8 protein-coding genes are annotated in these 14,527 nt (G+C 40.6%); 4 read left to right on the forward strand and 4 right to left on the reverse strand.

Annotation, left to right across the window (positions count from 1 at the left end; all coding sequences use genetic code 11):
• Positions 1 to 35: 35 nt before the first annotated feature.
• From OCV30_RS08230 to OCV30_RS08245, 4 genes are all read right to left on the reverse strand, one after another.
• Positions 36 to 1,682, reverse strand: a complete 1,647-nt coding sequence (locus tag OCV30_RS08230; RefSeq protein WP_065679648.1) for a type I restriction-modification system subunit M — start codon at positions 1,680 to 1,682, stop codon at positions 36 to 38.
• A 123-nt stretch (positions 1,683 to 1,805) separates the two neighbouring features.
• Positions 1,806 to 3,755, reverse strand: a complete 1,950-nt coding sequence (locus tag OCV30_RS08235; protein ID WP_065679647.1) for a 3'-5' exonuclease — start codon at positions 3,753 to 3,755, stop codon at positions 1,806 to 1,808.
• Positions 3,755 to 5,485 carry a DEAD/DEAH box helicase gene (locus OCV30_RS08240; protein ID WP_065679646.1) on the reverse strand — a complete coding sequence of 577 codons (1,731 nt, stop codon included), beginning with the start codon at positions 5,483 to 5,485 and terminating at the stop codon, positions 3,755 to 3,757. Before OCV30_RS08240 ends, OCV30_RS08235 begins: the two co-directional genes overlap by 1 nt.
• Before the next feature lie 659 nt (positions 5,486 to 6,144).
• A protein-coding gene (locus tag OCV30_RS08245; RefSeq protein ID WP_370736707.1) for an IS3 family transposase occupies positions 6,145 to 7,679 on the reverse strand; the annotation gives its coding sequence in 2 pieces (ribosomal slippage) (positions 6,145 to 7,226 and positions 7,226 to 7,679; 1,536 coding nt in all).
• Between the two features lie 272 nt (positions 7,680 to 7,951).
• Here OCV30_RS08245 and OCV30_RS08250 point away from each other — a divergent pair.
• The 4 genes from OCV30_RS08250 (at position 7,952) to OCV30_RS08265 (ending at position 14,525) form a co-directional block, all read left to right on the forward strand.
• Positions 7,952 to 9,604 carry a DEAD/DEAH box helicase gene (locus tag OCV30_RS08250; RefSeq protein ID WP_065678368.1) on the forward strand — a complete coding sequence of 551 codons (1,653 nt, stop codon included), beginning with the start codon at positions 7,952 to 7,954 and terminating at the stop codon, positions 9,602 to 9,604.
• Positions 9,597 to 11,405, forward strand: coding sequence for an ATP-binding protein (locus OCV30_RS08255; RefSeq protein WP_065678369.1), 1,809 nt, complete (start codon positions 9,597 to 9,599; stop codon positions 11,403 to 11,405). The genes OCV30_RS08250 and OCV30_RS08255 overlap by 8 nt, the downstream gene beginning before the upstream one ends.
• Positions 11,405 to 12,331, forward strand: coding sequence for a phospholipase D-like domain-containing protein (locus OCV30_RS08260; RefSeq protein WP_065678370.1), 927 nt, complete (start codon positions 11,405 to 11,407; stop codon positions 12,329 to 12,331). Before OCV30_RS08255 ends, OCV30_RS08260 begins: the two co-directional genes overlap by 1 nt.
• A 106-nt stretch (positions 12,332 to 12,437) precedes the next feature.
• The gene (locus tag OCV30_RS08265; protein ID WP_065678371.1) at positions 12,438 to 14,525 is read left to right on the forward strand and encodes a DEAD/DEAH box helicase family protein; all 2,088 of its coding nucleotides are present in this window, start codon (positions 12,438 to 12,440) and stop codon (positions 14,523 to 14,525) included.
• The last annotated feature ends 2 nt before the right edge of the window (positions 14,526 to 14,527 follow it).

Raw genomic sequence — 14,527 nt, forward strand, 5'->3', positions numbered from 1 at the left:
CATCAATAAGGTCGCCCAATGAATGTGTTTTCCAATCACTCCCCATAACCCAACGCCTCCAAGTTTTGGCGAATCGCTTTATCCAACTCTTGAGATTGATTCATTTGGCTGTATAGGGTTTGTGAAAGCTCACTCATCTTGGTTTCAAACGGAATGCCGTCATCTTCAACTTCCGCAGCGCCTACGTAACGCCCCGGCGTCAGTACAAAATCATTAGCCTTGATATCAGCAATCGTCGCTGACTTGCTAAAACCAGCTTGGTCTTGATACTTCTCTACTTTACCGTCACCACGCTCAATACGCGCTTTGAGTTCTGCGTCATCACAACGCCAAGCATGGTATGTGTCGGCAATCAGCGCGATGTCGTCTTTAGTGAGCTCTTTATTGGTGCGGCTAATCATGGTGCCCATTTCACGGGCATCAATAAACAGCGTCTCTTTTTGGCGGTTACGGAAACCTTTGGTGGTGTTCTCGGTTTTGTCTTTAGTGATAAACCAAATGCACACAGGGATCTGCGTAGTAAAGAACAGCTGCCCCGGCAGAGCAATCATACATTCAACGCGATCGTTCTCGATAAGCTGCTCGCGGATTTCCCCTTCACCGGACGTGTTTGAACTCATTGAGCCGTTCGCTAATACAAAACCCGCCGTGCCTGTTTCACTTAGCTTCGAGAGCATGTGCAAAATCCAACCGTAGTTGGCGTTGCCTGTTGGTGGAGTACGATAGCCGGCAAAGCGCGCATCATCGGTTAGCTCTGCTTCATTACGCCAACCTTTAAGGTTAAACGGTGGATTCGCCATGATGTAATCGGCTTTTAAGTCTTTATGCTGGTCAGCAAAGAAGGTATCAGCTGCACGCTCACCTAAGTTGCCCGATAAACCGCGAATGGCTAAGTTCATCTTCGCCAGTTTATAAGTAGTGGAGGTCAGCTCTTGACCATAGATTGCGATGTCTTTAGTACGCCCTTCGTGCTCTTTAATGAACTTTAACGACTGAACAAACATACCGCCCGAGCCACAAGCCGGATCGTAGATTTTGCCTTGGAAAGGTTCTAGCATTTCAGCTAACAGTGTTACCACTGACTTAGGCGTGTAGAACTCGCCACCACCTTTGCCTTCGGTTGCTGCAAACTTACCTAGAAAGTATTCGTAAACCCGACCGATTAAGTCTTCTTCGCTCATGTCACATTCGTTCGCCAGCGTATCAATGTTTTCAATGCTGTCGATAAGTGACGCCAGCTTTTTCACTTCCAGACCTTGGCGCGAGAAGTAGTTGTCTGGCAGAGCGTCTTTTAAGCTTGGGTTGTTTTTTTCGATAGTCGATAAAGCGGTATCAATGATGATAGCGATATCGTCTTGCTTAGCGCGCGCTTTAACAAATGACCAACGCGCATCTTCTGGCAAAAAGAAGATGTTGTCTTGTTGGTAGAACTCTTTCATCTCAACAAAAGCTTCTTGCCCATCGTCTATCATCTTCTGACGGCGTGCTTCAAACTTGTCGCTGATGAACTTTAAGAACACAAGACTTAATACCACGTGTTTGTATTCAGATGACTCAACACTGCCACGCAACTGATTAGCGGTATCCCAAAGGGTCTCTTCAAAGCCTTTGGTCGCTTTTTTAGCTTTTGACGCGGGCTTAGCTTTTGAGGCGGGTTTCTTGTTAGCGGGTGCTTTTGCCATGTTCTTAATTACTCGAATAATGTAGGACTTGGCTCTGAACAGCAGAGCCAAGATTTATTGCGTAGTATTGTATCGTAAATGCGACTTTTTGCATTTAATAGAGCGTCGGTTTAGCCGATTAATTTACGCCATTGAATGGTCGCCAGAGCGTTCCACGTGAGGTATAACCGAATCCGGAAATGCTTCGGTACTAAATACCACCAAGTTTTGACCCGCCCTCGTCATGGCTACGTAGAGTTTACGCAACGATTCTTGCAACGCTTCCTCTCGTTCTGATTCTGTGAAATCAAGATGCTTAGCTTGGTTAATGATATGCCCAGCACCCAATACGAATGTTGTGGGTGCTTCCATGCCCGTACAGCTATTCACCGACATAATTTTGATTCTGCTGCCCACAACGGTTTTAAGATCGTCCTTATCGTTATAATTCACAACGGTGTTATGACCCGTTCTGGCCTCAATCTCTCTTTTTAAATTCCACGGCTTATATTGACGGCTGTAAACCACCATAATGTGATGCAGTGGTACTTTTTGAGACTTAACTAGAGCTTCAATCTCATTTAAGAAACGAGCATTCTCATCTTGGTGGCTTCTTGAGTAGATAATATGAGGCTTACTTCCCCGCGCCATTTGGTCAAAGTCAGGCTTAACGTAATCTTCGGGGCTGCTATCTAACTCGTCTAAAAGTGAATTTGACGCGGTCATGATTTCATAGGTTGTTCGGTATGAATGGTTTAAACGTTTAGTTCTACCGCGAACATTCAATCCGACACTTTTCCAACTTAACCGTCTTTTTAGAAAACCTTGATTAGGATCGGCACACATGAAAATGCTTCCTCCGGGTACTAGAGACCTTTTAACCACCTCAAGCCAAGACGGCGCAAAAAATTGTGCTTCATCAATCATAAAATGATCGAAGCTCTGTAACGAACTAGCAGATAACGCGAGTTCTTTAATATAAATATGGGGAAGATAACCTTTAGGATCTGAGAGTTTTTCAATTAAAATCTCATACAGTTGCCAAACATGTTCCCTTTGACTTTTCTGTAATGCAAAACCTCGCCCCTGTCGGTCATATTCTAGATACTCATCTTTATCTTTAATTAAGTAGTCGTTGATATACTCAAGTTCATCCCAAATTTGACTGTCTTTAAGCGACAATTCTGTATAGCAAGCATGGGCATTATTAAGAATTTTTTTCTTTGCGGCTTCAACATCTTTCTCTTTAAACAGTGCGCTTACATAATTAAATGTTGCTTTGTATTGCTGCCACGCAAAGGAGTGAAATGTTTGTATTTCAAGGTTTTCAGGTTTTCCGCCTAACCATGTTTTAAACTTGAGCTTAATATCTTCAACCACCGGGTTGTTATGTATAATCAGCCGTACCTTTTTCTCAGGGAATTTCTTACAATAGAGAATTGCTCGATTTATTAAAATGAGCGTTTTGCCACTTCCGGCGACTCCATTGATCAAACGAACCGAGAACTCATCCTGCTGCTCTTCATCCTGATCTACCGACTCCAGAATATCTAGCCGAGTCGCTAATTCTTGGTCATAATCCAGGAAAAAAGGCAATAACCTAGCCGAGTTATCACTCACTAGATGCTGTCTACGAGTACTGCACTGTGTCGGGATAGCGGACTCCGGGAAGAGCTTCTTTTTTATACTGGTAAAATGTTCAGCCGAAAGTTCTATCAACTTGTCGATGATGATTCGCTCACCATTAGCATAGAAATCTATTTGACTAATAACTTGAACATAATCAGGTAAATGAGAATGGTTCGAATCTAGGTTTTCTACCACTGCGAGATATCTGACTTCCGCACAATTTCGTTTCACCAATAAGTCATTGAATCGACTCAACACCTGAATATCCGCTCGGCTTGGCACTTCTGAATGAGACCCAACAAAAACCCAGCTATTACAAGGTCCTTCAACAATACAGGGGGCCACTTTTAAGGCATCGTCTAGAGGCTCACGAATAAAAAAATCATCGCCCAATCGAGCAAATACCTTTTTGAAATGACGTCGATGCTTGCGGTCTAAGCCTGTAATCGTATCTATATGTGCCATTAATCTACTTCCACCTTATAACAGTGACGAACCAGAGATTTATAATCTTCAATGTTTTGTCGCACCTTAGGATCATCCACCTGTTGCAGCATGCCTTCTGGGATTTCGGGGCCGATAATAACCAACTTAGTCTGGGGTCTAGTAATGGCGACATTGAGACGTTCCGCTTGGAAAAAGAATTCAGCGATAGCGCTAATGTATTGCGGATCTGAGGAGCAGAATGAAACTATAATCATTTCCCGCTCTTGGCCTTGCATCCTTTCCACGGTATCCGTTACCACTAATTTTGATCCAAATATCCCCAACTTATCCTGAAGGCAAGACTTTAAAGCTTTGCCATGACCCCGAAACGGTGTAACGACACCTATCTCTTCAGCAGATAGACCCGCTTCAACAGCCGCGGTTATCAAATCGGCCACTAACGCCGCTTCTTTTCTATCTACACTTCGGGCATTGACCCCTGGAGTTTTGATAAATACAGAAGGTCGATCGCTAGAGAGGACGTCGGAATACTTGTGAGGTTTTTTAGGTAGAGAAAATGATGACAGCGTTGGTGGTCTTTTCGATTCTAATTCGCCCTTGTAATAACAGTTACTAGGCCATTCAGTTAAGGCTGGAGACATCCGATAAGTTTGGCTTAACAATACCGAAACCTTTTCATTGCCAAGAATCATCTTAGAGAAAGCCGAACTGTCCTCAAGAACGGATTGAGAAAGTATCACAGGAGGAAGCTGCTTATGATCCCCAACGAATACAAATCGACACCCTTTCCTCATTGCCATTAACGCCAATGGAACGGTAATTTGGCTAGCTTCGTCAAAAATGATGGTATCAAATGTAAAGCTTTCAAGTCGCTCACTACAGGTAGCAAAAGGTGTCGCACCAATCACATACCCAGTGTCCGGTATATCTTGCCATTTTGATGCGTATTCAAAATGCTGAACCTTGTCACTCAGTGATTTCTTACCGCCACTCGCGCAAACTTTTGCAACAGGAACCCCTTCCTCTACAATTTTGTTGAGCGCATTATTGATCGCCATGTGGGTATGAGAAGTCATGAAAACTCTTTGCCCTGCCTCTACAAGAAGCTTGGCGATAATACTAATAACTTTTGTTTTACCCGTTCCGGGAGGACCTTGAATACACGCTAAGTATTTAGATGCGACACCAATACCAACAGCTTCACTCTGTTTTTCATTTAATCCTCGAGATTCGGCATAATCCGCAGCCTCATCAAAGTCTTCGTCATAAATCGTTTCCGTATTTAAATGTCCGGAAAGCATGGGTAGCAATACGTCTCTGCCGACTTTCGATGTTGCTACATCAGCCAAAGCTTTATCATAAAACGGTTTTAAGTCCATGCCTGCGGGGTCGGCATAACAGCCTTCACTTAATTGTGGAAGTAAGCTTTGATCGACTTTGACTTTGAGCAGCCATTCTCCATCGTTTTCAGCTTCAATAGCTACTTGACCAAATACTTTATGGTTACTTGGGTCGCCAAGATGCAAGCAAATCATATCGCCTTCTCTAAAGCGTGATTCGTTATCACCTAATACGACTTCCAGGTGATTAGACCCGGAACATCTTACTGACTCTATTCGTTGAGTTTCGCCTTTTAATAGTTTTTCTTCTAAAGGTTTCTTCCAAGTTTCTAGAAGTTTTTCCATGCTAGCTTCATGTTCTGCATACACAAAAGCTTGTAGTTCTTTTAATACCGAAGTGAGTTCCATACCTAGCTTACCAATGTGAATTTGTACTCAAAAATGAGAATATTCATCAATACGAATAACCCAACCTTATTTTTTGAACGGTCATCACGTCAACTACACATTCACGAAACTGTTAATTACATCTCTTACTAGACGTAGATCACCGCTTAGATTAACTATATGTCATTGGATAATGGTGGATTTTACAACGTGCTATGGGATCTCTTGGGACCAAGAAATGGTTAAGAGTCTGATAAAAAAAGGAATTTCAGACACAAAAAAGCCCACGCTAGGTGGGCTCTTTCGTATAATGTGGTGCCGCTACTGGACTCTACTATCAAACCTATCCTTTTGATTATAATAATAATTAAAACAATAGAGTTTTAAGATGTTACCTCTGGTGTTACTTAAGACACAATTTACCCTTCTACGCTTGCTCAAGCTAAAACTCGACAACAATGATTTCATAGACTTCCACTGTGTGATGGAGTCGTGGTGCTTCATGACCACTGTCAAACCGTAAAGCGATATGAGCAGATTTATGGCTTACATCGACAGTAACACCTCGTAAACTGTATACAAAACATCAGAGACTAGGGAGAGCTATAGCTCTTATCAAACCGTTAATTCTGATACCTATCCGGCGTTTTTCAAGGTAGTTGTCATCATTCGCTTGTTTACTAAGCAGCTTCTCTTTCTGGATTTAGGTGAATGTCACCAACAGGTTCACAGTTTCTGATATCACCTGGCCAGCGTTCAGGGTTTAGCTCTTTTGCTGCGAGTAATACCTTTGCTCGGCGCTTCAAGATCTCTTTATCTTTTCCATTGTGACGCTCTGAAGGCGTGACGTAATTTAGCTTACTGTGCTTATGCTCGGTGTTGTACCAGCGTACGAAGGCTTCAACCCAACTTCGACTACTGTTGATACTTTCAAAGCCCTTTGTTGGCCAGCTTGGCATGTACTTTACCGTGCGGAACAATGATTCGACATACGGGTTATCATCGCTGACTCTTGGGCGGCTATACGATGAGGTAATACCTAACTCTTCCATTTTTGCTTTAAACGTCAGCGACTTCATCGGTGCACCATTATCTGAGTGAAGAACCAGCGCTTGATTGAAGCATTGCTCTCGCATCAACGTTCGTTGCAGAAGTTGTGACGCCAGCTCACCGCATTCACGCTCATACACTTCATAACCAACGATTTTTCGACTGTAGATGTCCTCGATGACATACAGGTAATAGTGTTGGCCTCGAACTTTTGAAGGTAAGTAAGTGATATCCCATGTATAGACTTGGTTCGAATCTGTCGCTGTGTAACTTGATGGCTTCGCTTGCTTCTGCCTACTTCTTTGACGACCTCGTCTGTGGAGTTGTCCCTGTGCACTCAGCACCCGATAGTAACTCGATTCAGAGGCGATATACTCACCTCGGTCAAGCAGTGTCGGGACGATTTGAGTCGGAGGTAAGCTTGCGAACTCAGAGCGGTTACACACCTCGATAATCGCATCACGCTCTTGCTGAGAGAGCTTGTTAGCAGGCTCTGGCCTGATGCATATCGGCCTTTTGTCAGCTTGAACTTCACCTTGCTGATACCAGCGACGATACGTTCTCAAGTCGATTTGAACTTCATGGCAAGCTGGCTCTAAACGGCATCCGCATTGCTTCGCTTCAAGGATAAGAGTCACTATGGTCTGCCTTTCATCGGTTGAGGTTAATCGTCCTCTGGCTCTTCCCCGTAAAAGGCTCTCAGCTTTTTTCTTAGTACCAAGAGGGCGGCCGTTTCAGCGAGTGCTTTTTCTTTGAGTCGTAAATCTTTCTTCAACTCTTTGATTTCAAGTTTGTCAGCTTTAGCCTGCTTCTTTGCTTCAGCTTCCTGCTCTTTACTCGACTTAAACCCTTGCATACATTCGCTGCGCCAACTTTGGATTTGTTCAGGGAAAAGACCTTTTTCACGACAATATTGGCTGAGTTCACTTTCGGTCATCGAGTAAGACTCGGCAACAATGGCGAGTTTAGTTTGAGCAGACCACTGCTCTGATGAAGTGTTGCTATTTGGCACGGCGGCTCCTGAACGTCTGAGTTGCTGGCGCCAATGATACAGGGTCGCAGTGCTAATTCCTTCCTCTTCCGACACTTCTTTAACTGACATCGAATAGGGAGGCAACAGCTTCTTCAATATAGCTTCTTTTCTTTCTACTGAGATACGAGACACAATTACTCTTTATCGCCCAAACTGGTTAAATTTTAACAGTGACAACTATCCTGCCAGAGGGGGTATCCGTCGCGTTACAACTAATGTTTCAATGACAACATCTCATTTTGTAACCCTTATATGCGACTAAGCATTAATAACATTGTCGCTAATAGGGTATTAAGGTAATCTATTGAATGCACATCAAATGATTGAGCAATATTAAAAGAAAACACTCGCTTTTTCTGAGTGTTTAACTACGAATTACTGAGTTCAACTTTTAAAGGCTAAAAATGCTTGTAGAAATTCTTTCAAACTTTTCTGAAGATGAATTATTGGATTTTTTACCCAAAAGCTCCATCAACTTTGCACTAGATCTTGAGACTGATAACGATCAGGCAAAAGAAGACACTTCTTTCAATAAAGCCAAACTGGCAGGGATTGTTGCTAGTGTAAAACGAGTTGAGTTTTTATTTGAAAAACCATTACGTGACAAGCTCATTGAGCGACTAAGTCCACAGCAATTAGCCGAGCTATTCCCAAGCTTTAAACTTCAACCAAACCAAGTAACACCACAACATTATGATGCTGTTATCAGCTGGTCAGAAGAGAATCCCAACCTGTTTGCGTCAACGTTAGGTCTTTCAACACTTTATAACAACCAACTAGGTCAAGACACGAAGCTTGAAAGTATTGCTCGTATCGAACCTGCCTATGGCCTTTATCCTTACCAGCAAGATATCAGTCAGCAAGTGTTTAGCAATCTTCGTACCAATAAAAAGAGAGTTTTGATTCATTTACCAACTGGCTCGGGCAAAACACGCACTGCGATGAATATTGCCTCAGAACATTTAAGAGAATCGGACAATAATCTTGTGCTTTGGTTAGCAGACCGAGAGGAGCTGTGTTCACAAGCTTATGAAGAGTTCTCTAAAGCATGGCACTCTCTTGGGAACCGCCCTACCTCTTTATATGGTTTCTACTCAAGTTCTACAGAAAGTCTAAGTGGTATTGATTCTGGTTTTGTTGTTGCAGGCCTTCATAAGTTTTTAAGCTTAAGAAAAACCAACTCAAAACAGCTACAGCTTCTATATAAAGAGCTCGCTGAAAAAGTTACCTTAGTCATTTTTGATGAAGCACACAAAGCTATTGCTCCAAAATTCCAAGAAGTAGTGCAAGATTTCATTAGTGATAAAGCCTTTCACGCTGACCTAATCGGTTTAACGGCTACACCAGGCCGAAGCTACTCTGAAGACGGTCTGTCTGAAGAAGATAAACGCTTAGCTATTTTTTTCAATAACAATAAAGTATCTATGCAAATATCGGGATATCTATCTCCGATAGATTACCTTGTTGAAAAAGGTTACTTAGCAAAAGCTAACTTTAAGTCCCTTAACTACGATCACTCAAACATTGCGGCTTATGAACTTCGAGATGCTGGCGGTGTGGAAACAATGACAACATTAGCGAACAACTTAGAACGCAATAAAAATATAATCAAAACTATAATTAGTGAATGTAACCTAAATTCTCAAATCATCGTATTTGCCTGTACCGTTGAGCACAGTATTAACTTAGCAACAGCTCTTGCATACCAAGGTATTAATGCAGCCTCTATTGATAGTAAAAACGACTCTCCTGAAAGCAGGCGAGCTAAGATTGCTCAATATAAAAATGGGGAACTACAAGTCCTCGTGAACTTTAATGTTTTGACTGCTGGATTTGATGCACCAAAGACAAATGTCACAGTTATTGCTAAACCAATGAACTCGTTAGTGCAATATTTGCAAATGGCAGGTCGCGCTATGCGCGGTCATAAAAGTGGTGGCAACCGAGAATGCAGCATTTATACAGTTATGGACAACATACCCGAATTTCAAAGTATCAGCCTAGCATTTAGTCATTGGAATGACATGTGGGTGGAAAAGGAAAAAATTAATGAGTAATAGATTTTTAAGCGCAGAAACTGTCATTGAGTCATTAAGAGATAACGGTTACAACAATACTGCTTATGCGCTCGCTGAGCTAATTGATAATAGTTTACAAGCTACTGCAACTCGCGTCGAAGTTGGCTTCATTGAAGAGCAGCTTGCTGCTAGGAAAAATTATACTGTCTCGGAGATTTCACTTTGGGATAACGGTATTGGTATGGATATCGATACTCTTCGTGTAGCTATGCAATTCGGTGGTGGTACTCATAAAAAAGATACTGGAGGTATGGGTAAATTCGGTATGGGGCTACCTAATTCATCTATCTCACAATGTAAGCGTGTTGAAGTATGGAGTTGGAAAAATGGTAGCGAGCCTCACTTCACTTATTTAGACGTCGATGAGATGAAAACTGGTCAGCTTGAAGATGTCCCAGTGCCACAGGCTAAGCCTATCCCAGCGAAATATGAAAAAGCCTTTTTCACCAAAAGGCCGGAATCTGGCACATTAATTATTTGGTCTAAACTTGACCGCCTTAGCTGGAAAACTGGCAAATCGATATATCGCCATTGTGAACATTTGGTAGGCCGAATGTATCGCAACTTCATCAGTGATGACAATATTAAAATTGAAAGCATCACCTACCGTAAATCAGGTGACGATAGACTTGATGTCTACGACAAAGAGACATTCAAAGCAAACGATCCGATGTACCTTAAAAAGCAAACATCTTTACCTGAACTACCTGGCAATTACAAGGGTGAAGCGTTCTTTGAAAAAATGGATGAAGAGGTTATCTCGGTAGAATATATCGACGAAAAAGGTGAACCAAAACGAGATGATGTAACAGTCACGACATCCATGGTTAAGAAAAATATATCCAATCGAATTCTAAAAGAAACCACAGGGAAATTAGGTGGTACTTCTTGGGGGAAGCACTGCAGCAAAAACGTGGGCGTATCGATAGTTCGAGCTAATAGAGAGCTAGTCTTGAGAGATTCATTCTTAACATCAGCGTTAAGAGAGAGTAAAGGCCGATTTGTAGGTATTGAAGTTTCTTTCCCTCCCACTCTTGATGCAGTGTTTGGCGTCACAAACAATAAACAAGATGCAATAAGGTTAATACCTTATGAGATGAAAAGCATTTTTACACAGGCTGGTTTTGATTCTGAGCAAGAATATTTACGAGACCTAGAAGAAAACTCAGATTCATTACTACAAGTATTAAAAGTCGTTGCTGTGATTAAGAAACAAGTTACTGCATTAACTAAAAGCCTAGAGACTATAAATGTTGAAGGCAAGGCTGTTAAAGGTGACGAACCGAAGACTACTTCTGAAGGTGCCGCTTCTAAAGCAACCCAAGGCTCTGCACATAGAGAAACACATGGTCATAAAACAAAAGATGCTCCACCTAAAGAATTAAAAAAGAAAGACGTTATAGACCACCTCAAAACAGTGGGTGGTATGAGTGAGCAAGAAGCTGAAGAAAAAGCTGAACGCTTAATTCTTACCGGTAATCGATTTCTAATTGAAGATGTGGCGAGAGATTCAGAAGCATTTTTTGACGTGTCTACTAGCAAAGGTTTAACACTTGTTTTATTCAATACTAACCACGTCTTCTATCAAAAACTCATCAGCAAACTTGGTCCTGATGAACTTGAAATAATGCAAACCACAATTGCAGGCTTCGCTCGAGTAATGAACGAAACTACTGATGAAAGACGCTTGGCATATTTAAACACGATTCGTCGCGAGTGGGGACTGGTCATCAGCGAGTTTTTAGAAGAACCATCAGTCGATGACTTGGATGAGTTTTAATGTCGGGTTTAATTTCAAACACAGAACTAACTAAACAATTAGAAGTAATACTTCCAAGTTGTAAAAAATTAACTATCATTTCTGCATTCATGACTCAGCCAGCTACCCGCTGGCTGAGTCTTTTAATCGCAGAAAATAAACCTATTGTTCAGCTAGTCGGTCGTTTCACACCTAATGACTTCGTTAAGGGCTCAAGCGATTTAAACGCGCTACGTGATTGTATCAAAAATGGTTACCAGGTTAAGGCTCTAGTAAACCTACATGCTAAAATTTATCAAATTGACGAAGACACCATTTTTAATGGGAGTGCAAACTTAACTGGCAAAGGTTTAGCACTAGTCAATGATAGTAATCTAGAATCATGTAGCCAAGTCACGCCTAGTCCTGAGTCCAGGACTTTTATAAATAAGATTGCTACATCCGCAATAGAGATAACTCTTCCTACGCTTGATAAAATGGAAGAATACCTTAAACAATTCCGGGATGAAGATACCGGTGACTCACCCGCTATTTGGCCAGAAGAGATACTTTCTCTCGCGACAGAGTTATTCGTCTCCGATTTCCCATTAGGAAAGCCTGGGGCAAGTGTAAATGAATACACTCTAAACCCATCTCTTCCATTTGCTCAAATTGAACATTCTAAGGATAACGTTGAGATAGCATCTATTATTTTCAAGCAAAGTAAAGCCTATCGATGGTTAAAAGCTCAAGTTAAAGAAAATAAAAGTGGGCGTGACTTGGGCTTTGGTCAAGTATCACGTTTGCTCCACGACGCGCTTTCCGATGATCCTGCACCATATCGTCAAGATGTAAAAAACTTGCAAAGTAACTTGTACAGATACGTTGAAATATATTCATTTGATGAAATGGCAATAAAAACCCCAGGAAGAAGGAGTGAAGTTTTAATTTTAAAAGATTATAATTAGTTGGAAATGTTGAAGCTGTTACTATCTATATTTATTTTTCTAAACTTGGGTAATAAATAATCAGAAAGTGACTATTTAATAATAGAAGAGAAAATGGAGATAACTAGTGACAAAAGTTCCTAAATCTAGTGAGTTATTAGACCACCTACCCCCTGTTTACTTTCCAAATGAAACAAACATTGTAGATGACCTATTTCTTCCTGTCGCCAAAACATCTTTTAGCTTTGATTGCCTCTCAGGATACTTCTCATCTAAAGCCTTATCTGAACTAGCGGAGCCACTAGCCTATCTATTTGAAAAACCGAGTACTTATGGAAGATTCATTATAAGCCCGAACCTAAGTGAAGAAGATAAAAATGCACTATTGGAAGCTTATTCTTGTGATGAATCAATACTTCATTACTTGGTAGATGAAAACAACTTAGATAAAGACGCTATCTCAAAACATACGCTAGAGGTTATGAAGTATTTGATCTCTAAAAAAAGGTTAGATATTCGTATTGTACTTATGAAAAAAGGGATGATGCATGCCAAAATCTGGCTTTTTAATACAAGTTGTGGGAAAGTTGCAATTCATGGGTCGGGAAATGCGACAAAATCAGGTTTAATGACTAATTTTGAGCAACTTATTTTTAGTAGAGCGTGGGACTCTAATAGTAACAATATAATTATTGACTCCTATCAATTGAGATTTTTGGATTTTTGGGATGACAGACGTAACGATTCATACACCTTAAAGTTGAATGACAAAACTGTTTCCAAAATGTTTCATTCAACAAAAATATCTGACACGTCAAATGATAATTTCAATAAACTTCTAGATGATCTGAAAGCACATATAGAGGGTGAATATAACATGAAAAAGCTGACAATACCAAAGTGGCTAAACTACAGAACTGGAGAGTATAAGCATCAAGGCGAAGCTATTGATGCTTGGTTGGCTAATAATAATGAAGGTATATTATCTATTGCTACAGGAGGAGGAAAAACGTTAACGTCTCTAGCAGCTGCTTCCTTAGCACTGTCCAAAGAAGGTAAGGCATTAATAGTAATTACAGTTCCCACCAAACCATTAATAAGCCAGTGGGCTAAAGATGTAACAGGTTTTGGTCTAATTCCTTTAGAAACAACTGGATTATCTAGTAGATCAATAATTAAAGAAATCAAAAGTATCAAAAGAGAACTCAGATATTCAGACGAACATAAAGTAGTTATTCTTACACATAGCGCTTTAAAAAATGCTGATATTTCGCAAGAGCTTGGAAAGTTTCAATGCTTAAAGATGTTGATAGCTGATGAAGCACATAATTTGGGGTCATCTGGTTTTTTATCAAATTTACCCACTTTTTTTGATCTAAGACTTGCTCTTTCCGCAACAATTGAGAGGCAATACGACGAAGCTGGTACATTAGAATTAAAGAATTTCTTTGGGGAGGTCGTTTATGATTTTCCCGTTGAAAAAGCAATTGGAAAGTGCTTAGTACCCTTTAAGTATTTTGTACACAAGGTATATTTGGACAACGACGAAGTAGAGAAGTGGATTGAGTTATCTCAAAAAATTCGACGATTATATGGATTTGGTGATTCAAATTCTGAAGAAAAGGCAGATCTACTAGCAATAAGAAGAAGAGCTATTTCAGAGAATGCTTCAGAAAAAATATCTAGTTTCCACAACCTATTTAAAGTGCAAAAACAAAAAGAATATACTCTGGTCTTTTGTACAGATAAAGACAAAGATCAATTAATATCTATAAATCAAGTCCTGAGAAGCGAAAATGTCCGATATAGACAAGTGACTTCCGCTGAGACTTGTGACAAAAAATTAACGAGCCAGATTATTGATGACTTCTCTAATAAAGAGCTACAAGTTCTGACATCAAAAAGAGTGTTAGATGAAGGCTTCAATATTCCGCCAATTCAAACTGCTTACATAGTATCTAGTAATGGTGTAGAGAGGCAGTGGTTACAAAGGTTAGGCAGAGTATTACGTAAAAGTGAACAAACAGGGAAAACCGAAGCAATTATCCATGACTTTATAGTTATCCCTCCTAATATTGAGCAAGATAAGTCACTAAGAACCCTGATTAATAATGAACTGAAACGAGTTATTCGTTTCAGTGAACTATCAAAGAATGGAAGCGGTGACAATGGTAGTTTGAAAATAATTCAAGAACTAACGGACTTATTGGAGTAATA

This window comes from Vibrio atlanticus (assembly GCF_024347315.1).
Lineage (GTDB): Bacteria > Pseudomonadota > Gammaproteobacteria > Enterobacterales > Vibrionaceae > Vibrio > Vibrio atlanticus.